We start from the raw sequence: 20,323 nt of genomic DNA on the forward strand, positions 1-20,323 counted from the left end.
ATGTCGCCCCCGCCGGCGGAGTAGTAGATGTACCAGCGCTTGCCGTTGGGACCGTCGAGCAGGTGCATCTCCGGAGCCCAGACCATGCGGTCACGGCCGGCGGCGTGGGCACTGAACACCGGCACCGGCGCAGCCGACTTCAGCGCCGCGACCGTGGGCGCCTTCCGCATCGTCAGCGGCCCGCTGTACGGCGTCGTCATCAGGTAGTAGTTGCCGTTGTAGTAGGTCATGTACGGGTCGGCGCCGGAACTGTTCAGCGGGTTCGTGAACGTCGACGTGGCCGCCTGCGCCTCGGGCGCGGCCACCGCGCTACCGACCGCGACGAGTGCGATGAGCGCCGTCGCCGTGGCGAGGAGTCGGCGGATGAGAGAGGGACCCCTCTGCACGCATTGCCAAGCGCGCGGCCGTAGTTGTTCCACACCGGCCATGACGGGAGTACTGCTCATGACAGAGACATCCTTGTTTCGTGTCGTGGAGAGCGGGAAGGGAGGAGGGACGACGGATCCGACGGCCATGCGTGCTGGACGGCGTGCTCTGGGCAGCGTCGCGTCCCGCGGTCCCGGAGGTGTCGGTGGCAGCCGGCCGGTCCAAGACCTGGAACAGATGTGGCGGATGCGGGTTGCGCTGCTCACATCGCGTCGCACCCCTACCTCGAAACGCGGAGCAAGAGAGCACCAAGGCCGACTCGTTCGAAATATGGGACAGTGTTCGTAAATACGGCCAAAAGTTAGAGGGCGATGTGAGGGGATGTCAAGAGGAGTGCTGTCATCGCGTCCTTGATTGGGTCGTACGCACGGGAGACGCGGCGGGCACGTCGCTCACAACAGGGAACAAGAACGGAAATCACCTGCCCTGCCCCACGGGCGCGACCGGCTGCCCGTAGCCATGGCACGGGACCTTGAGGAGCACTCACTCACGCGCAACGCGGGGTCGACCGGGGCGGCACGGATCCCGACTCCGGCAGATGGAGGCCACGCTTTTCTGCTGCATGCACACCTCTTGACACCTGCTTTCACTCCCCTCTAACTTTTCGCCGAATTGCCGAACAATGTTCGAAATATCAGACACACCTGTTGGGTCGGACTTCTGTCTCGTCTCCGCCTCGGCTCCGCGACGTGAAACAAGGATGTCTCTGTCATGAGCGTTGCTTCCGCATCTACCGGTGTGGAACAAAGCGCCCGCCGGCCGTTCGCCACGGCGACGGCGCTCCCGGTCCTCGCCGGCGGCGCGACGGCCAGGGCGGGGCCAGTCGCCCCCGTCGCGCAGGCGGCCACCACGACGCTCCCGAACTCGCTCGGCAGTTCCGCCGATGGCACAGGCATCACTCCAGCAGCCCTGCCCCTTCGGTACGACCAGCAGTTCGCGCGGGTCGCGGCCGACGGCCGTCACCGGCTCAGAGCCCGCCACGGCGGCAAGCGCGTCAACGTCGTCGGCGCCTCGACCGCGTACCCGGCCCTGCTCGGGCAACACACCTGCGGCACAGCCACCGGCTTCCAGGGGTCACACGTCCCGCACCCTGCTTCCACACCGTCGCGGCACCCGTAGAAAGTAGGAAACGTACATGCGCATGCTTCTCTCCCGGCTGGCGGCGATACTGGTCGCCGCCTGCCTGCTCTTCACATCCCAAGCCTTGATCACACCGGACCGGGCGGCCGCGGCCGACCCGGGCTACCTGATGCTGCACTTCACCGGGGAGGGGTCGAACGGCCAGCAGATGTACCTCGCGCACAGCGCGGACGGCCTGCACTGGAACGACCTCAACGGCGGGGCGCCGATCCTGCGCTCCACGATCGGCACCAAGGGCGTGCGCGACCCCGCACTGGTGAGGTCCCCCGACGGCAGCAAGTACTGGATCATCGCCACCGACCTGTGCATCAGCTGCGGGCAGAACTGGGAGGCCGCCGTGTACAACGGCAGCCGCAGTCTGGTGGTGTGGGAGTCGACGGACCTGATCAACTGGTCGGAGCCGTGGCTGCTCAACGTCGCCGGCGCGATCCCCGACGCACGCAACGCCTGGGCGCCGGAAGCGATCTGGAACCCCGAGACCAACGACTACGTCCTGTACTGGGCGACGAACGTGCCCGTCAACGGCGTGAAGAAGCACCGCATCTTCTACGCCCGCACCAGCGACTTCCGCTCCATCACCACCCCGCAGACCTACATCGAGCGCCCCGGCATGCAGGAGATCATCGACACCCAGATCGTCGAGGTGCCGGCCGGTGTCGGCAGCCACCGCTACGTGCGGGCCTCCGGTGACGGCCAGATCACCCTCGAAGGCAGCAACTCGATCCTCGGCACCTGGACCCCCCTCGGCAACCTCTCCGGCATCGGCCTGACCGGCGCCCAGGTCGAGGGCCCCATGTGGATGAAGTTCCGCGACCGCAACGAGTGGACCCTGTACCTCGACCAGTACTCCTCCGGACGCGGTTACATGCCGGTCACGACGACCAACCCCTCCGCCGTCGGCACCTACCAGCTCCCCACATCGGGCAGCTACAGCCTGGGCGTCAACAAGAAGCGCCACGGCTCAATCCTGAACCTCACCGCCGCCGAGGAAGCCCGTGTCCTCGCCCGCTGGAGCGACATCCCCGCCAAGCGGCTCCAGTCGTACAACTTCCAGGACCGGTACGTACGGCACGCCAACTTCGACGTGCGCATCGACCAGAACATCACCAGCCTGGACGCCCAGTTCCGGATCAGGCCCGGTCTCGCGGGCACGGGCACCGTCTCCTTCGAGTCGGTGAACTACCGCGGCTACTTCCTGCGCCACGCCAACAACGACTTCCAGCTGGTCCGCAACGACGGCACCGCCCAGTTCGCCGCCGACGCCACCTTCCGCCAGGTCGCCGGCCTCGCCGACCCCACCTGGTCCTCCTTCCAGTCCTACAACCACCCCGACCGCTACATCCGCCACTACGCCTACTACCTGAAGCTCGACCCGATCACCACCGCGACAGGACGCGGTGACGCCACCTTCCGCGTGACGGACTGACCCGACAGTGACAAGGACGCCGGCGCTCCACGGGAGAGCGCCGGCATCCCCTTCCTTTCGCCCTCATGCGCTCCGCGCATGCCCATGCAGGCAAGAGACACCACCACCGCGTCGCACTCGGGGGTGGTGGTCGGCGTTCGCGCACGGGCCCGTGCCCATCCCGTTCGAACGACGTTCGGCATAGCGACATCTGGAAAGGAAGTACCGTGATCCTCCGTCATCTCAGGTTGTGGTTGGCCGGGGCCGTGACCCTGCTCATGGCGCTGGTCTGTGCCCAGGGACCCGCGTCCGCAGCGGACGGCCGCCCCTACACGAACCCGCTGAAGTCCTTCAAGGGAGCCGATCCCTGGCTGGAGTACTACGACGGCAACTACTACCTCGTCACGACGACGTTCACCGGCGTCCTGGGCATGCGCAAGTCTCCCACCCTCGCCGGCCTCGCCACCGCCCCCAACGTGCAGATCTGGTCCGACACCACCCCCACGCGCAACTCCAACATCTGGGCCCCGGAGATCCACTTCTCCGACGGCCACTGGTACCTGTACTACAGCGCCGGGCAGAGCGGCACACCGTGCTGCGGAGCGAACGGCACCCAGCGCACGCACGTCCTGGAGAGCGTCGGCACGGACCCGATGGGCCCCTACACGTACAAGTCGATGATCACCGGCCCCAACCTCTACCCGACCAACTGGCTGATCGACGCGAGCGTCCTGGAGGTGAACGGCCGGACGTACATGGTCGGCAGCGGAAGAACGAACAGCAGCACGCCGCCCAGCCTGGTCATCGCCCCGATGACCAACCCGTACACGGTCAGCGGGAACTGGACGGTCATCTCCACGCCGACCCTCAGCTGGGAAACCGTGAAGGCGGCCATCAACGAAGGCCCGGAGGTGCTGCAGCGTGACGGCCGCACCTTCCTCATCTACTCCGCGAGCGCCTGCGACACCCCCGACTACCAGCTCGGCCAGCTGGAACTGACCGGTGCCGACCCGATGGACTCTGCCGCGTGGACGAAGAATCCGTCACCGGTCTTCAAGCGCAACGACGCTGCGGGCGTCTACGGCGCCGGCCACAACGGCTTCTTCACCTCGCCCGACGGCACCGAGAACTGGATCGTCTACCACGCCAACGACTCCACCACCGACCGCTGCGGCAACGAACGCACCACCAGGGCCCAGAAGTTCACCTGGAACCCCGACGGCACACCCAACTTCGGCACCCCCGTCGCCCTCGGCACCACCCTGCCGGGTCCCTCCGGGGAGACGGCGGCCACCCCGACCGCGTACACCCTGATCAACCGCAACAGCGGCAAGTGCCTGGACGTGTCCGGCGCCGGCATCGCCGACGGCACGAACATCCTCCAGTGGACCTGCAACGGCAGCGCCAACCAGAAGTGGCGGATCGAGGACCTGGGCAACGACACCAACCGGCTGGTGAACGTCGCGACCGGCAAGGTCATGGACACCGCGAGCTGCGGCACGGCCGACGGCACGGACATCCGGCAGTGGTCCTGGCTGAACAACAACTGTCAGAAGTTCCGCCTGGTATACACGGCCACAGGCGACTACGTGCGGATCGTCAACGAAAACAGCGGCAAGGTCGCCGACGTCGCCAACTGCGGCACCGCCAACGGCACCGACGTCCGCCAGTGGACCTGGCTGAACAACAACTGCCAGCAGTGGCGGCTGGTCCCCACCACCTGACCGCTGTCACCCGACACTGTCGACCGCCCCGCCTTGGAAGGCAGAAAAAGAGGGGGTGCCGGCGCTCTCCTGGAGCCGCCGGCACCCCGGTCGAGTCAGCTCGCCACACGAAGAATCACGTCGCCGCACCCCGTCTCCGAGACCGGTGCTCCGCGCGCGAGCGGGGATGGTCCCTGCCGGCACTCCATCTCGATGTACCTGCCCGGGTGCCCCCCGCGCGAGCGGGGATAGTCCCGCGAGTGCGTGGGTGTGGGTGTCCGCGCCGAGGTGCTCCGCGCGAGCGGGGATGGTCCCTACCAGGGACAGCCGCCTCTGCCGCAGTTGCCGTGCTCCCAGTGCGGGGATGGTTCCTGGCCGCTCGTGTTCGGCATGAGCTGGTGGTGGAAGTCGGCGTCGACGTCGCCCGCGACGCCTCCGGTAGCTGGCGGCACGCGGCACGCTGGCACCGGGCGCGCCTCGACCTCTCCCGGCCGGCGCCCCGGCTGGCCGCCGGCGAGCTGACGGGGCACCGGCGCTGAGCGCAACCACGGAGTTCGCCGTGGCATCCGGGCGGGTGACTCGTGCCTCGAGTTCTGTGCCGCACTCGGTCCGGGTGAGCTGCGCTGGCTGGTCGCCTTGCTGCCGTGACTCGCCCTTCGCCCTTTTGGGCGTGGGGCGTTGCTGCGCTCTGCCCGGGGCTGCGGCCGTGCCTGCCTGATGATGCGTCCTTCGCCCGCCGGCCGCTCCGCTGCGCCTGTGCGCGTGGAGAGGACGGCGGACAGGGCGGGCCCTCGCAGGCATCTCGGAGCGTTCAGCCGCCGGTCGGTGCTCCCACGTTCGCCCGGAACTGGCCGATGATGTTCCCTGCCGGGGCATAGCTGCACACGATGAACGTCTGGTGCGATTCCTCGCCTTCCCGGTATCCCGAGGCACGGCCGCAACCGAGCGTGTCGGTGTTCTCCCACGTAGCCGCCCGTCCAACGGGCCTCGTACCAGAGATTCACCGCCTCCGCGCACGAGGCCGGCTCGTTCTCCGTGCTCCCCACCGCAACCACCCGTTCGAGCACATGCACACTCACATGCACGCCCAGGACCACAACCGTCCCTGATGCCCCACCTGGCAGTACCCGGCAGGTGGTTCCACCCAAACGGGAGCCGAAGCGTCTGCCGGATGCGGCCGCGTTGGGCGGCGAGCTGGTCGTATGGGATGCGGCGGGGCGGCCTCGCGTTCGCCGACGTCTGGAGCTCAGCCGGCGACCCTGCCGAACAGGTGGTTGGCAGGGGCGTCCGGGTCGTTGCCGTAGAAGAACTCCGCGACTGCCTGGTGGAATTCGGCGCGATCCAGCGCACCGGAACCGTCCCGGTCCAAAGCGGCGAAGACCGCGGCGCAGTCCTCGCCAGGAACGCCGGCGACCGAGTCGAACATCTGCTGGAACTCCGCCTGGTCGATCTTGCCGTCTCCGTTGAGATCGACCAGGTCGAAGAAGCAGTTGGTCACCGGCTCGATCTGGTCCGGGTACAGGGCGGGGTCGGTCAGGACTCGCCTGAATCCTTCGGTCATCTCCCGCAGATCGACCTTTCCGTCACCGTCTTGATCCATCGGGGCGATCACGTTCGTCCAGAACCCGTCCATGCCCTCGGTGAGCAGGCGGGCGGTCGCAGAGTCCGGCGGGGTGCCGCGGGCGGCGATGTAACGCTCGCTCATCATCCGGACGTCCTGCTGGGTGATGAACCCGTCTCCGTCGACGTCGGCGCCCCTGAACCACTGGCCGTACTTGAGGTCTTGAAGTGCAGTCACGACTGCGCACCGTAGTCACGTGGTCACGTACTCGCAAACGGGCACGCGGCGTGCGTCTTGGTGGTCAGGCCGGCCTGGTAAGCGCTTGACGATGGCGAACACCGGGATAGGCCCGAAAGCGGCCGGAAGCTTTCGTGTCAGTGTTCGAGGTGTGGTGGCGTAAAGGCGAGTACCTCGGGAAGGGGATGGTCGTAGAGCTCGACGTCGACGAGCGCACTGAGAGCACTCGGTCCTTGGGACAGGCGCGAGCACGGCCGGTCCGCGGTGAGGACGTTCGGATTGCTGTGGCGGTCCATTGTTCCGCTCAGGCCTGGCTGGACCGGGTCCCACCACGCTCCGGTGGACAGTTGCACGACGCCCGGCATGACGTCGTCCGACAGGACGGCTCCCGCCAGACAACTGCCCCGGTTGTTGTAGACGCGTACGATCATGCCGTTCTCTATGCCGCGCGAGGCTGCGTCCAGCGGATTGATCGTCACGGGTTCACGTCCACGGATCTTTGAGTCGAGGCTGTGGCCGCCGTTGTCGTACTGGCTGTGCAGTCGTGAGGCGGGCTGATTCGAGATCAGATGCAGCGGGAACCGGTCCGACAGATCGGCACCGAGCCACTCAACCGGTTCGAACCACGTCGGATGCCCGGCGCAGTCGTCGTAGCCGAACGAGTCGATCTCCTCGGAGAAGATCTCGATCCGGCCCGACGGCGTCGCCAGGGGGAAACGCTGCGGATCTGCACGGAGTGCCTCGAAACTGCCGGGAAACGGTCCGCTCAACGCCGGCAGCTCAGCGGTGGAGCTTCGCCAGAAGTCGTCGAAGCCCGGCAAGGCGGCATCCTCGCCGAGTTCGGCCCTCGTCTGCTCGTACAGGTGCCGGACCCATTCGATCTCGGAGCGCGACTGCGTGAACTCCTGCTCGTATCCGAGCCGGGAGGCCAAGGCGGCGAAGATGTGGTGGTCGGTGCGCGACTCGCCCTCCGGCTCGCGCACTTTCGGCATCGCAACGAGGTGGGGGTCGCAGAATCCGGCGGCGAAGTCGTCGCGCTCCAAGCTGGTGGCGACGGGAAGGACGATGTCGGCGAACTTGGCCGTGGTGTTCCACCAGGCTTCGTGAACCACCACCGTGTCAGGGGTCTGCCAGGCTCGGGTCAGCCGATGGAGATCCTGGTGGTGGTGGAACGGGTTCCCTCCGCACCAGTAGACCAGACGGAGCTCGGGCAAGGTGAGGCGCCGGCCGTCGTAGTCGATGGTCTTGCCCGGGTGCAGCAGGGTGTCGGCGATCCGTGCGACAGGGATGAAGTCCGGGACAGGGTTGGGCACGCCGGGGATCGACGCCACGGAGGGGCGGCCCCTGGCAACACCGGTCGCGTCCATCGTCGCGTAGCCTGCGCCCCAACCGCAGCCGGGCCGGCCCATCGAGCCCGTCATGGCGGCCAGCACGACAGACATCCAGATCGGCTGTTCACCGTGGTCTGCCCGTTGCACCGCGTAGTTGACCATGATGAGGGAACGTTGCGCGCTGAGGCGGCGAGCGAGGTCGGTGATCGCGTCGCGGTTGATGCCCGTGATGTTCGCTGCCCAGGCAGCGTCCTTGGGGACGCCGTCGAGTTCGCCGGTCAGGTAGCAGGCGAAGCGGTCGAAGCCGATGCAGCACCGGCGGAGGAAGTCCTCATCGTGCCAGCCGTTGACCAGCATCGTATGGGCGATGCCGAGCATCGCGGCGGTGTCGGTGTTGGGGGTGATGGGCAGCCACTCGGCCTCGAGGAAGCCCGCGGTGTCGCTGCGGATGGGGCTGACGTTCACGAACCGCACGCCGGCCTCACGGCACTGGCGCTGCAGGTTCTGCGTCTGGTGCCTGGCCAGCCCGCCGGGGTTGATCTGGCTGTTCTTGAGGGCCAGCCCTCCAAACGCCACCACAAGCTCACAGTTCTCGGCGATCTCGTCCCACATCGGCATCCGGGACTGGTAGCTCCACGGATGCCCGCCGATCACATGGGGGAGGATGACCTCTAAAGCCGCGGTGCTGTACGTGTTGCGGGAGTCGGTGTATCCCCCGCCCAACGCCAGGAACCGGTGGAGTTGCCCCTGCGCGTTGTGGAACGCGCCTGCACTCGCCCAGCCGTAGGATCCGCCGAATACCGCGCTGTCTCCGTGCTGTGAACGCACTCGGCGGAGTTCATCGCTCACCAGCGTGATCGCGTCGTCCCAGCTCACCTCCACGAAAGCGTCCGCGCCTCGGGCCGTGTCGTGGGCGCGCGGCAGGCCGTTCAGCCAGCCCTTGCGCACCGCGGGGCGCAACACGCGAGCGCTGTCGTCGGCGGCTGTCACCATTCCGGGGCCGATGGGCGACGGCGCGGGGTCATCGCCCCTCGGCTCAATGCGCACCAACCGACCGGAATCGACCACCGCGATAAAACTTCCCCAGTGGGTCGCAACCGGCATGCGTCGTTCCACCATGGATCAACTCCACCCCCCTGAAGCTTCCCCTGCTCCCGGACAGCGGACGCTCACGTCACAGGGCTCTGCTTCAGTCGACGGTCCGCAGAAACGGAGACTTCCCCTGTGGCCTGCTGCCCAACCTTGTCGGTGCACGCACAACTGGCCCTGTGCGGCAGACGCGGCATCATCTGGCCGACGACCTGTCCGTCCATCGCGTCCCGGTAGCGGGCGATCAGCTCGCGTCGTCCAGCAGTTCGGTGAGCGTGGTGCGCATCCCGTCGTCGGCCTGGACGTCAATGGCGGCGAACAGGGGCACGTTGCGCCGCCCGGCGACGTCGAGCGCGCCGGGTACGTGACAGGCTGCAGGACATCGCCGTCGGCTGCGCCGGCGCCACCGTCACCTACACCCCCGCTCCGTGAGGACGTGAAGGTCGTTTCGGCCCGCGCTGTCCGTCGGCTGGGGAAGGGCCGGCAGGCCGGCCCTTCCCGATGTCCTCGTTATCTTTCCTGCCCGGGAGCCCGGGAGCCCGGGTGGCACGGCCACCTGTCCGGACAGTGTCTCCAAGTGCGATGAGGAGCCCCGGGGCGATGCCCAGGGGCTCCTCATCATTGCTTCCCGCCAACGACTCGGCAGGTTCAAAAACGCCTACTCACGAGCCCCGCCACTACCGACCGGCCTCGCGCGGTGCACGCCCGGCGGGATCCGCTGACACCACCGACGGCGAGCACCCGCTGGAGGCGTTGACCCGCTGGTCCCTCGGGCTGGGGGGCGGGCGTCAGGGGGAGATCGCGTATCCCGCTGCCGGCTGGCCGAACATCTGGGCGATGTGCCAAACGGCGTGGTCCGTCCCGTGGAAGAACACGTCCAGGCGTCCGTGTCCGTCGGCCTCGACGACGGGCTCGCCGCCGATGTTCTGCGCGATCTGCTCCCAGGCGCTCCAGCCGGTGCCGTTGACGATGGTCTGCTCGTTGACCCACAGGTGGCCGCTGCCCCAGTGGAAGGTGGCCAGCCGGGCGTCGGCGGCCCGGGCGACGGCCGGGTTTCCGGTCAGGGTGCCGCCGAGGCTGCTCAGTGTGGCCCAGCCGTTGTAGTCGTCGGTCTGCGGCAAGTGCCACAGGGCGTTGTCGGTGCCCCGGAAGAACACTTCCAGGCGTCCGTCGGCGTTGGTGCCGACGACGGGGTCGCCGCCGATGTTCCGCACGATGTTCCGGGGGCTTTCCCAGGCGTTGTCGTTGGCGTCGCGCTGTCGGACGACCCACAGGTGACCGTCGGTGCCGCGGAAGAACACCTGCAGACGGCCGCGGGCGTCGGTCGCCACGGCCGGGTCGCCCGACAGGGTGCCGCCCAGGACGGCAGGGCCGGTCCAGTTGCCGTAGCCGGACTTGGTGGTCTCCCACACATGCCACAGGGCGTTGTCGGTGCCCCGGAAGAAGGCCGCCGGGCGGCCGTCGGCGTGCAGCCCGGGGACCGGGTTACCGCCGATGTTGTTGGCCAGCACCTTCCCTGCGCCGTAGCCGCCGTTGATGACCGTCTGCCAGGGATGTGCGAGGTTGCCCTGCCCGTCTTTGAAGAACACCCCGATGCGCCGAGCGGCCGTGTGCAGGGCGCAGGGGTCGCCGGCCAAGGTGGCGGCGCCCAGGTTCTCCCACTCGGACCAGCCACCCCAGGTCTGCTGATGACAGTGCGACAGCGCGTTGTCCGCGCGGCCGCGGGCGAACACCTCTAGCCGGCCGTCCGAGGAGGGTGCCACCGCCGGATTACCCGTCAGATGCCCGCCGAGCGAGGTCACCGGGCCCCAGGACATACCCGGCGTCGAAGGAATCGTCATGTTCTTCCCCTCCTGCTTCCGCCCCCGGAACTCTGACCGGGGGAGCCACCCCTTGGGTTTGTTCAACTGCCTTTCGTGACCGCAGGGCAGGCGTGTCCTGCGGTTCTCTGGCGGAGCGTCAACATCTGCCGGGAGCCGGCGTCGGCCAACGCACCCCTGTAAGGACCCCGTCACCGCCTCAGCGAGCCCCTGGTGAGGGGCTCGCAGGAATCGGTCCGCGGGACGATTCGAGGCAATCGTCGGAGCGCTCGCCGGCTCCCGCCTCGCCCGGGCGCTGCGGTTCGGCGGGTACGACACCGAGGGGCCGCTTGGTCATCAGCCGCACCACGGCGCTTCAGGCGGTAGGCGGTGCGGTCGCCGGCCTGCGAGCCGCAGGCCGGCGCGCCATCCACCGACAGGCTGGTTCAGCGCCGGCCGGGTGCGACGGTGACGTTGCGTGCGCGGTCATTGGTGTCGAGCTGGACGGCCTGACAGCCGCACTCGCCGCCGATGGCCGGTCGCCGTGCTGCAGCGGTGGAGGATCTTGGAGGATTATCGGGTTCTGAAGCGGCGGAAGAGGTTGCGGGCCACGTACACGCCCGGCCCGCCGAAGCCGACGATGTCGATGCGTCCGTCACCGGTGATGTCGGCGACGAAGCGGGGGTGGTGGCCGACCCGCCAGGCGCCTGCGTCGTCGTTGTAGCCGAAGCCGCGGCACACCAGCTGCGCCTGCTCGAACCGGCCGTCGCCGCGGTTGTGCGACACCCAGACCCCTTCGTCGCCGAAGCCGACGATGTCCGGGTTGCCGTCGCCGGTGACGTCGGCGAGGAACCGGAGGTGCTTCTTGCTCGTCCACCGCTGGGCGAGTCCGAAGTCGTTCAGGACGAGCTGGGAGGGCTCGAACGTGCCGTCGCCGCGCCCACGGGCGACGACGACGCCCTGCGGGCCGAACCCGACGATGTCCACAGCTCCGCCGTCGGCGGTCCGGACCAGGGACCGGGGGTGCTCCTCGACCGAGCTCCACCCCTGGTCGACCCCGAAGTCGTCGAGGACCCACAGAGGGTCGGCGAACTTTCCTTCCTCGTCCTGGAGTGAGATCCAGACGCCGTCGTCGTGGAAGCCCACGATGTCCGTGCGGCCGTCACCGGTGGTGTCGGTGACGAAGCGGGGGTGCCTGTCGGCAACCCACCCGCCCGCCTTCTCGTCGTGGCCGAATGCCCGGAGAGCCGGTTCCGCGGCGAGGGGTGCGAACTTTCCTTCCTCGTCCTGGAGTGAGATCCAGACGCCGTCGTCGTGGAAGCCCACGATGTCGGCGCGGCCGTCACCGGTGGTGTCGGTGACGAAGCGGGGATGCTTGTCGGCAACCCACCCGCCGGCGGGCTGTCCGTGGCCGAACGCCTTGATGGCCGGCTCGCCGCTCGCGGGCGCGAATTTCTTGTTCTCGTCCTGCAGGAACACGCGGACACCGTCGGCGGCGAGGACGACGACGTCGGGCCTGCCGTCACCCGTCGTGTCCGCGAGGGTCCACAGGTCCTCGGGGCTCGGGGAGGGTAGGGGTGGGTGCAGGACGCGCTCGTCGTCCCTGAAGGTGCCGTCGCCTTGGCTGGCGGCCGTCACAGCTCCCTTCGCGGGTTTGAGTCCGACGATGTCCGCTTGCCCCGCTCCGGTGGTGTCGGCGAGGAACCGGTCACCGAGCCCGGCCCACCGGCCTGCTTGGCCGCCAGTGGAACGACTGGCTCCGAGGCTCTGCCATGCGCCGGCGTCCTGGTCGCTTCCGAACCGCTTGACGACCAGCAGCATGTCGCTGAAGGAGGGTGTCGCTGCGGGGGCCGGCCGCAGCGCGGCCGAGCGGGACAGTCGCCAGGACTGGCGGCTGTTCCAGTGGCTCAGTGGTGCCCAGTGCAGGACGGGGTCGCTGGTGCGCTCGGGGGTGGCCGGGATGAACCGCCAGTGCTGGCTTGTCGCGCTGTCGTCGTGCTCGCGCAGGACGATCCGGATGTCGTCCGGTGTGGGGTCGGCGAGGTCGAGGACGGCGCCGTCGGTGGCGTCTTCGATGAAGTAGAGGCCGGCTTCGCCGTCGACGGGGACGAGGTGCCAGTGCTGGGCCTTCCTGCCAGCGGTGGCGTCCCACTGGCGGACGCCGCGGTCCGCGGCGGCGGGGTTGTCGAGGACCTTGCCGCTGACCGCGTTGCGGATCACATAGGCCTGCTCGTCTTGTGCCGGCCCGCCTCGCGTGGCCTGTACGGGGGTGAGCTGCCACGGCTCCGGGTCGGGGCCACCGTCAGGGAACTCACGCACGACCAGTGCCCCGTCCGTTCCCGGCGTGGACCTGGCGCCGAGGCTCTTCCCCGTGGCGGCGTTGACGATCTGAAGTTTCAGTTCTTGCGTGGGCACGGGCATCGTGGTGCCTCTTCCAGGCGGTAGGGGCGTGGGCTCGGGACAGGTGTGACGGGGAGGCTGCCGCGGCTCATGTGAAGACGTGGTGGTAGGGGACGTTCCACTCGTTGGGCAGCCGCGGGTAGAACGTGTTGATGACCGTCCCGGTGAAGTCCCCGCCCCAGTTGTAGGTCACGCGCACCTCGCTGTCGGCTGCCACCGCGTGGTCCTTGAAGCCGAGGATGGCGTCGGGGTGGGTGATGGGGACGAAGGTGATCCCGCCCCACGGCGTCAGCGTGACGACCCACAGCTGGGTGTCCTCGGGCGCGCCGTTCTTCCCGCGCCACAGGTCACCGACCTTGTCGGGCAGGCCCACCTGGACGGTGTCGGCCGTTGCCTCGGGGGCTTTCTGATGGACGGTGATGCGCCGACGCTGCGGCTTGGGCGCGCCGTCGTCGCCGCGCCCCGCGTCGGCCTGGCCGGCGCCGGTGGGCTTGGGTGTCACCTGGCCCGCGGCGCTCTCGATGAAGTACAGCGGTCGCTGTCCGAAGAAGCCGGCGGGGGTGATGTGCCACAGGTGGCCCTGCGCCTCCTTGGTGGCCGAGTCGAGCGCGGTGGACAGCTTGACTCCCTTGTCGTGGACGCTGTCCTTCAGCTCGACGGGCCGCAGGAAGCCGCCGTTGAAGGCGTGGACGAGCATGACCGGCCGGTTTTCGACCAGCGCGGCCACGATCGCGTTGTCGTAGCTGTTCACCGCCACCGGGCCGCCGACCACCAGATTCGACATCGCCGTGCGTTCTTGGGTGTACATCGCCAGACCTCACCTGTTCTTGAAGTGGAGAACATTCAAGCCAGCCACAGTGCAGCGCTTTGCCGCGCGGCACAACCGAAGGCTTTAACCGCCCTGGATCGAAATAATCCGGCCTTTATGGACGGCCGAATCAAACACCCTAACCGTCACCTGAATCACGGCTGCAACAAGCGTTTGCAGATTTTTCGAAGCCCCCGATCGAGCGGCCGGCAGCGCTTCAAGTTACCGTGAATCTCGGCGACTTGGGGACGGCCAGCGAATGCCTTTCACTCGATTGAGTGCGATATGTGAAGGCTTCTTCCCGGGAAATGAGGCCGCTGATAGCTTCGAATTTCGGAAAGCGCGCAGATGCCTGTTCGGTTCCATCGAGCGCGTTTCGGAGAGAATCAGCCGAGGACGGGGAATGCCTTCCACTGCTTACAACCTGGAACGGTTCAAGCGCCATCCGCTGACGAAAAAGAACCTGCGGGAACTCAGCATCGACCTGCCGTCCCTCCTGAACCACCCCAACCTGGTCTACACCGACAACAACGGCGTGCAGCACAAGCCCGTCGGCATCTCCATCAACAAGTCGAGCTCCGGCACTTTCACCGGCTCCGCGTTCGATCTGGGCTGGCTCGCCTACATGAATCTTGGAGAACCGCTGATCGAGGAGCGGGGCGACATCACTCCGCCCCCGCCGGACACGTTCTCCTCACGCGCCTACGTCAACCGCAGCGACACGCACGAGATGACCTTCACCGACGCGGTCGAATTCACCGTGTCGAACGGAGTGACGTGGTCGCTCCACGGGGACGCCAAACTCACCTTCGGCGGCAGCATCGGCGCACAGCTGCAATTGCAGCTGCAGAACCAGCTCAAGATGGACCTCCAGGCCCAGTTCGGGACACAGCTGCGGAACGACATGGCGAACAAGAACGCCAACACGGTGACCAACAAGAACAGCAAGGACAGCGTCGGGGTCGACAACGCCAACGCCAACGAAACGGCCACGACGAACTCGACGGGCAACACCGCGTCCAACTCCGTGACGAACTCGGTGGCGTTCACGACCCAGGGCAGCGCCACCGGCAGCGCTTCCCTCAACGCGCAACTGGCACTGGGCCTCGCGGCCACCGTCGGCGGCTCCCTGACGACCAGCTGGACCTCGAAATCCCAGATCTCCGGCAAGGTCCCGAAGGACTCCCGTGTGGAAACCATCGCCACGCAGCGGCGTGCCCACAGGCATTACGAGTACGAGATCCCGGTGACCTTCGCCGGGTTCCTCGCGGTGAGATACGCCGTGCCGGTTCCGGTCCTGTCTCCCCCGCAGCCCGGGGCCTTCCCCGGCCTCGCCCAAGTGGTCGCCCGCGACATCGCCGACATCAACCTGGCCGGCGGCGGATACCGCATGAAGGGGCGGATGGAGGTCGTGTCCTCCCTGGACGTCCACCACACGATGTTCGAAGCCGAGCCCCTGACCTTCAGCCCACGAGCCCTGTACAAGGGACCTTGACCGGCCGGCAGCACCGCCACGACGACGACCAGGGGTGATGACCATGGTGTTCGACAATATTTTCGGTTTCGCGCAGAACAGCGCCGGGCTCTTCTCGGTGGAGGCCGGCGCAGCCGAGTCGCAGCCGGGTGCGGACGTCGACTTCGAGGACGCCCAGGAGGACACATACGACGACAAGAACACGAGCCTGTTCGTCCATTCGATCCACGGGGCATCCTCCCGGGCGAAAGTCGTACAGGAGCAGTCACCCGAAGCGCGGGTCATCATGGGCATCCTCGGCTCCTTCATCCAGACCACCCGGGACTCGGCCCGTACGCAGTCCCAGCACGCCCACGCCCACTCGGTCTCCGGCACAGCGTCCGCCGGCATGTCAAAGGCGAGTGAGACGGTGAAGAGGGAAGGCGGCCTGCAAAAGAACGAGGACCTCCAGGACAAGCCGGACAAGGAGGCTTACGCCAAGGCCCCCGAGGCTCCGGAGCCACCCACGGCCGCACCGCCCCCCAAGGCGCCCCAAGCGGCCGCCGAGCCTCCACAGAAGCTGGGGAAGACCAAGACGACCGAAACGACCACCGAGGAACCGTCCGGCTCCCAGTAGCGCTCAAGCCACGAGGAGGCAGGGGCATGACCGCCCCTGCCTCCTCGTGCGTCACACCGGGAGCAGCTGCCACTGACGGTCCCGGGGAGCACCCGCCGCCTCGTACTGCTTGATCACCGTACGGGCGTTGGTGTCGACTCCCAGGAGCAGACCACTGTTGCGGTTCGCGATCTCATACACCCGCGGAGAATCGGTCACCGAGCCCACAGGGATCAGGCGCCAGTGCTGGTGGTGCGCGTCAGCGCCGTCGTAGGCGCGCTGCGCCACCACCGCCCCCTCGCTCTCCTGCGCTCCGACGACCTCCAGGACCTTGCCGCTGCGCACGTTCTCGATCCGGTACAGGACCTCGCCGTCGTCCTGGCCCGCCGCGATGAGCCGCCATCGCTGGTGATCCCTCGGGGCGGTGAGGATCTGGTGGACCTCGGCCCCCTCCTTGGTGGACTCACGCACGACCGACATCCGCAACCTGCTGCGGACGTTGGCCCAGGAGACCACCGTGCCCGAATCGGGCAGCCCGGCCAGCTTCGCCGACGTGACCTTTCGGATCCGGTGGTTGGTGTAGTCGGCGATGTAGAGGGTGTCGACGCAATCCACGGCGAGCCCGTGCGGGCTGCTCAGCTTGGCCGAAGCGGCCGACTCGCCGTCACCGTCGAAGGTCGCGGCGCCCGTGCCGGCGACCGTGGTGATCGTTCCGTCGGCCGCAACCTTTCGGACCCGGTGGTTGTTGGTGTCGGCGATGTAGAGAGTGTCGGTGCTGTCCACCACCACTGCCATGGGCGAGGACAGCGGTGCCGAGGCAGCCTGGACGCCGTCACCGCCGAAGGTCGCGGCACCTGTGCCGGCGACCGTTCTGATCTTCCCATCGGCCTTCGTGACCTTCCGGACCCGCTGGTTGCCCGACTCGGCGATGTAGATGTTGCCTGCACTGTCCACCGCCACCGCGCTGGGGTACTTCAACTGAGCGGCGGTGGCGAGGGTACCGTCAGGGGCCAAGCCCGGGGTGCCCGCCCCGGCGACCGTGCTGATCTTCCCATCAGCAGCCGTGATCTTCCGGATCCGGTGGTTGCCGTGGTCGGCGACGTAGACGTCGCCTGCGCCGTCCACCGCGACATCCAGCGGCGTGTTCAGATGGGCGGTGGTGGCCAAGACGCCGTCACCGCCATAGGTCCCGGTACCCGTCCCGGCGAACGTACGGATCTTCCCGTCGGCCATCGTGATCTTCCGGATCCGGTGGTTGCCGCAGTCGGCGATGTAGAGATCGCCCACGCTGTCCACGGCAATCCCGCGCGGGTAGGTCAGCGGGGCTGAGGCGGCAGAGACACCCTCTGCCCCACGTCCCGGGCTCCCCGTCCCCGCGACCGTGCTGATCTTTCCGTCAGTCGTGACCTTCCGGACCCGATGGCCGATGTACTCGCAGATGTAGAGGGTCCCGTCGCGGTCCACCGCGACCCCGTACGGACCGTTCAACAGAGCCGAAACGGCCAGCTCCCTGTCCCCTTTGGGTCCCCCCGCAGTACCGGTTCCCGCAACCGTGCTGATCAGGCGAACAGAGTGCTCGCCATCTCCAGCTCCCGTGCTTGCAGTGCTCATCATCGTCCCTTCACTGTTCACCCGACCGCCGACCTGATGGTGACGCCCAGAGCGGACAAACAGAACGAAAAGCTGGACGCCGGATGACACCACTGTCTGGAAACGGAGCGTTTGCCGATCTACGGCTTTGGGGCGCCTCCTGCGCAAGCCCAACGCACTCGTCGACACGCGACCGAAAGATCAGCCACCCTCACGAGGGAACGACAGGCACGGCGTTGACGAAGCAGACGACGTTGTCGCTGTCGCGTCGCAACATGCAGCGGTGACAACCGCCCGCATCGTCGAAAGGCGATCACCCTGCACAAGGCGTGACGAGAGGCCCAACGCGAGCGCCTCTCCCACCTGCCGCGCATCGCGGAGGCGTGCGCGCTCAAGCCGAGCGCGTCAGCCAGATCACCCGGGGCACCACATCCGTCACCGCGCTGGCAACTGTCGAGCGAATCGCCGGCGGACTGCGCATTCCCGGTGCGCTCCTGGGGCTCGCTGCGCAGCCCTGGGAGGAAACCGCCGCCCTCAGCACGGAGTCCAACCATGGAGATGACCCGATGAAGCGCCGCAACCTGGTGCGCGGCGCGCTCACCGCCGGCCTCACCGCCCCAGCAATCGCCGCCCTCACCGCCGCCTGGAGCGACGTCGACCAGACCCTCTCCCCCGACGTACCCCAGGACCTGGCCGACCTCGAGGCCGCTACCGAAAGCTACGGGTACGGTTACCACGGCCAACAGCCCACCCGCGTCTGGCCGACCTGGGCACGGACCTTACGACTCTGCGTCCGTTGCTCTCCGTCCCTCAGCCCGCACCGGTCCGGGCGCGGCTGTGCCGTACGGCCGGGCAGATGGCCGGGATGACGCGATTGTCCTACACGACCTGGGCAGCCGCCGGGAGTCCCGTGCCTTGTTCTCCACGGCCGCCCGGGCCGCCGCCGAATCCGACGACGAGTTGCACGCGTGGGTCCTCGCCCACGAGGCGATGGTGCCGCTCAACTACGGCGCTCCGAGGGCAGCGGCCAGCCTCGCCGAACAGGTCCGCCGCATCGCCGGCACCCAGCCGACCGCCGCGGCGACGCTGGCGGCCGCGGTCGCCGCTCGTGCCTACGCCCTCAACCACCAGAGCGAGCAGGCCCGCGCCGCGCTCGCCGCCGCCGACACCCTCATGGAACGGCTCCCCGAGAGCGGGCGGTCGGACACCTGGCTGACGTACGGCGAGCAGCAACACCACGTCCACCTCAGCCACGCCTACACCAAGCACGCAGACACCAGCCGCGCGAACGAGAGCCAGCAGCGCGCCCGGGAGCTGTCAGCGCCGACCACCACGATGACGCGCACCCTGCTGGACATCGACGCGGGGGCGTGCTCCTATCACGACGGCGACACCGAGCAGGCGTGCCGCCGTACGGTCGCCGCCCAGCGCACCCCGAGCCTGACAGACCGGGGCGGGGCACTGTACGAACCGCGTTCCGGCGAACCGGCCTCATCCTGACGAACCCCTCGCACCCACGACCGTGGCGACGGGCTCAACTCATTTTCGCGCCGGATCGATGTGCCCCGAGCGGGGTTCGCCGCTGACTTCTCGGCTGACGTCAACTCCCTGGGCCTGTGTTTCGAGGTCGGCGCGGCCGTCGGGGTCGTCGCCCTGGGCGTCGCCGTTGTTCGGGCCGTGGACGGCGCAGACGATGTCCTCGTCGTTGTCCAGGTCGCCGCTCGGGCGGGCACGGCACCATCACGTCCAACTCGGTGTCGCCCTCGCCGTCGACGTCGGTGCGCAGGCCGAGCCGAGGTACTGCTGACCGAGGCGGATCTCCGCGCCGCGGTCGCCGCTGGCGACGTCCGAGAAGGGCATCGTGAATCTTGGGCCGAGTCCGACGAAGGCCCAGCCGGTCTCGTCATCCAACCGTATGAGACAGCGCCTCGTCGGGACGGCTGTCAGTTTCTCGTTCTTGCTGCTCTCCCCTGCCGCAAGGTGTGCACCTTTCCCGTTCGAATCGAGCGGTGCTCTGCCGCACCGTTGCGCTGGGTGCGGTACCTGTGGGTGACGCTCGGTTAGGTGGACCGAGTGCCGCCGTCCATCCGTTCGAGACCGTCCAGACAGGCTGTGGCCTCGGCAAACGACCGGTTCGCCACGCTCTGCAACAACAGCTGGCTGCCTACGCTGAGTTGCAGGGGCATCCGCTCCTGTGAAAAACACTCGAGGCTGAGGAGCACTGACTTGAGCGACCTCCTCCTGCTCGCGGGCGGATCGGTGACGATGACCCACCACGTCACCGGTACCTACTTCATGTGCAACGACTGGCACGACGGTGTCGGCAACCACACCCAGACCTGGGCACAAGACCCATTCGCCAAGGACAACAACTCGCACCGGTGGTTCCTGCGGCAGAACGCCGACGGAACCGTGCGCATCGAGTCGTACGCCAACCACCGCTGCCTCACCGCAGGGGCCAACCCGCCCGACATCGTGACACTTCGTGAACGCACCGACAGCCTCAACCAGCACTGGCGGCTGGTCTCCCACGCGGAGCGCGGCAACGACTTCTACATGGTCTCGGTCGTGCACCCACGCTACGCCCTGGCCATCGCCGACCACCTCCAGGGCAACGACCGGCTGGTAGGCCTGACCCGCATGTGGGGCGGACCGAACCTCTCCCAGCTGTGGCGGATCTACCCCTCCTCAGAGGACCAGGGATGACTCCGAACGAGCACGCTCGCCACCCCACCGCGGGGAGTGCTGCCTGAAGCGTGCCGGGC

Annotated in this window: 16 protein-coding genes; 9 read left to right on the forward strand and 7 right to left on the reverse strand. The window is 67.9% G+C overall.

The features are described from left to right. Positions 1–446: family 43 glycosylhydrolase (locus ACZ4YY_RS34040; protein WP_468298833.1), on the reverse strand; the 446-nt coding region annotated here is incomplete at its 3' end. A gap of 691 nt (positions 447–1,137) precedes the next feature. On the opposite strand from ACZ4YY_RS34040, the gene ACZ4YY_RS34045 reads away from it, so the two are divergent. The 4 genes from ACZ4YY_RS34045 to ACZ4YY_RS34060 all read left to right on the forward strand — a co-directional run bounded on the left by ACZ4YY_RS34045 (position 1,138) and on the right by ACZ4YY_RS34060 (position 5,213). Next, positions 1,138–1,545, forward strand: coding sequence for a hypothetical protein (locus tag ACZ4YY_RS34045; protein ID WP_468298834.1), 408 nt, complete (start codon positions 1,138–1,140; stop codon positions 1,543–1,545). Between the two features lie 16 nt (positions 1,546–1,561). Continuing rightward, entirely contained in the window at positions 1,562–2,992 is a 1,431-nt protein-coding gene (locus ACZ4YY_RS34050; RefSeq protein ID WP_468298835.1) for a glycoside hydrolase family 43 protein, read from the forward strand. A 257-nt stretch (positions 2,993–3,249) separates the two neighbouring features. Then, entirely contained in the window at positions 3,250–4,695 is a 1,446-nt protein-coding gene (locus tag ACZ4YY_RS34055; protein WP_468298883.1) for a family 43 glycosylhydrolase, read from the forward strand. Positions 4,696–5,075: 380 nt separating this feature from the next. Beyond that, positions 5,076–5,213, forward strand: a complete 138-nt coding sequence (locus ACZ4YY_RS34060; RefSeq protein WP_468298836.1) for an ATP-dependent DNA ligase — start codon at positions 5,076–5,078, stop codon at positions 5,211–5,213. 707 nt (positions 5,214–5,920) lie between these two features. Here ACZ4YY_RS34060 and ACZ4YY_RS34065 read toward each other — a convergent pair. The 5 genes from ACZ4YY_RS34065 to ACZ4YY_RS34085 all read right to left on the reverse strand — a co-directional run bounded on the left by ACZ4YY_RS34065 (position 5,921) and on the right by ACZ4YY_RS34085 (position 13,899). After that, positions 5,921–6,472 (reverse strand): EF-hand domain-containing protein, encoded by a 552-nt coding sequence (locus tag ACZ4YY_RS34065; RefSeq protein ID WP_468298837.1) that lies wholly within the window; start codon positions 6,470–6,472, stop codon positions 5,921–5,923. A 137-nt stretch (positions 6,473–6,609) separates the two neighbouring features. Continuing rightward, a complete protein-coding gene (locus tag ACZ4YY_RS34070; RefSeq protein ID WP_468298838.1) occupies positions 6,610–8,922 on the reverse strand; it encodes a molybdopterin-dependent oxidoreductase in 2,313 nt (770 codons plus the stop codon). A 758-nt stretch (positions 8,923–9,680) separates the two neighbouring features. Next, positions 9,681–10,733: a PLL family lectin gene (locus tag ACZ4YY_RS34075; protein WP_468298839.1), complete on the reverse strand. Its 1,053-nt coding sequence runs from the start codon at positions 10,731–10,733 to the stop codon at positions 9,681–9,683. 531 nt (positions 10,734–11,264) lie between these two features. After that, the gene (locus ACZ4YY_RS34080; RefSeq protein WP_468298840.1) at positions 11,265–13,112 is read right to left on the reverse strand and encodes an FG-GAP-like repeat-containing protein; all 1,848 of its coding nucleotides are present in this window, start codon (positions 13,110–13,112) and stop codon (positions 11,265–11,267) included. A gap of 67 nt (positions 13,113–13,179) precedes the next feature. Next, on the reverse strand, positions 13,180–13,899 hold the full coding sequence (locus tag ACZ4YY_RS34085) for a hypothetical protein (protein ID WP_468298841.1): 720 nt from the start codon (positions 13,897–13,899) through the stop codon (positions 13,180–13,182). 403 nt (positions 13,900–14,302) lie between these two features. Here ACZ4YY_RS34085 and ACZ4YY_RS34090 point away from each other — a divergent pair, with 403 nt between their 5' ends. Then, on the forward strand, positions 14,303–15,394 hold the full coding sequence (locus tag ACZ4YY_RS34090; protein ID WP_468298842.1) for a hypothetical protein: 1,092 nt from the start codon (positions 14,303–14,305) through the stop codon (positions 15,392–15,394). Between the two features lie 43 nt (positions 15,395–15,437). Further along, positions 15,438–15,989, forward strand: coding sequence for a hypothetical protein (locus tag ACZ4YY_RS34095; protein ID WP_468298885.1), 552 nt, complete (start codon positions 15,438–15,440; stop codon positions 15,987–15,989). A 51-nt stretch (positions 15,990–16,040) separates the two neighbouring features. Here the strand turns inward: ACZ4YY_RS34095 and ACZ4YY_RS34100 are convergent, their stop codons facing one another. Further along, on the reverse strand, positions 16,041–17,255 hold the full coding sequence (locus ACZ4YY_RS34100; protein ID WP_468298843.1) for an RICIN domain-containing protein: 1,215 nt from the start codon (positions 17,253–17,255) through the stop codon (positions 16,041–16,043). Between the two features lie 686 nt (positions 17,256–17,941). On the opposite strand from ACZ4YY_RS34100, the gene ACZ4YY_RS34105 reads away from it, so the two are divergent. The 3 genes from ACZ4YY_RS34105 to ACZ4YY_RS34115 all read left to right on the forward strand — a co-directional run bounded on the left by ACZ4YY_RS34105 (position 17,942) and on the right by ACZ4YY_RS34115 (position 20,264). Continuing rightward, the gene (locus ACZ4YY_RS34105; protein WP_468298844.1) at positions 17,942–18,427 is read left to right on the forward strand and encodes a hypothetical protein; all 486 of its coding nucleotides are present in this window, start codon (positions 17,942–17,944) and stop codon (positions 18,425–18,427) included. A 46-nt stretch (positions 18,428–18,473) separates the two neighbouring features. Further along, the gene (locus ACZ4YY_RS34110) at positions 18,474–19,058 is read left to right on the forward strand and encodes a hypothetical protein (protein WP_468298845.1); all 585 of its coding nucleotides are present in this window, start codon (positions 18,474–18,476) and stop codon (positions 19,056–19,058) included. 726 nt (positions 19,059–19,784) lie between these two features. Beyond that, positions 19,785–20,264, forward strand: coding sequence for an RICIN domain-containing protein (locus ACZ4YY_RS34115; protein ID WP_104782293.1), 480 nt, complete (start codon positions 19,785–19,787; stop codon positions 20,262–20,264). Positions 20,265–20,323 lie beyond the last annotated feature (59 nt).

The sequence above is a fragment of the Streptomyces sp. NPDC030143 genome (assembly GCF_055573695.1).

Coding starts and splice junctions, on each gene's coding strand:
- ACZ4YY_RS34045 (WP_468298834.1), top strand. CDS start 1,138: ATGAGCGTTGCTTCCGCATCTACCGGTGTGGAACAAAGCGCCCGCCGG.
- ACZ4YY_RS34050 (WP_468298835.1), top strand. CDS start 1,562: ATGCGCATGCTTCTCTCCCGGCTGGCGGCGATACTGGTCGCCGCCTGC.
- ACZ4YY_RS34055 (WP_468298883.1), top strand. CDS start 3,250: ATGGCGCTGGTCTGTGCCCAGGGACCCGCGTCCGCAGCGGACGGCCGC.
- ACZ4YY_RS34070 (WP_468298838.1), bottom strand. CDS start 8,922: ATGGTGGAACGACGCATGCCGGTTGCGACCCACTGGGGAAGTTTTATC.
- ACZ4YY_RS34075 (WP_468298839.1), bottom strand. CDS start 10,733: ATGACGATTCCTTCGACGCCGGGTATGTCCTGGGGCCCGGTGACCTCG.
- ACZ4YY_RS34080 (WP_468298840.1), bottom strand. CDS start 13,112: ATGCCCGTGCCCACGCAAGAACTGAAACTTCAGATCGTCAACGCCGCC.
- ACZ4YY_RS34085 (WP_468298841.1), bottom strand. CDS start 13,899: ATGTACACCCAAGAACGCACGGCGATGTCGAATCTGGTGGTCGGCGGC.
- ACZ4YY_RS34090 (WP_468298842.1), top strand. CDS start 14,303: ATGCCTTCCACTGCTTACAACCTGGAACGGTTCAAGCGCCATCCGCTG.
- ACZ4YY_RS34095 (WP_468298885.1), top strand. CDS start 15,438: ATGGTGTTCGACAATATTTTCGGTTTCGCGCAGAACAGCGCCGGGCTC.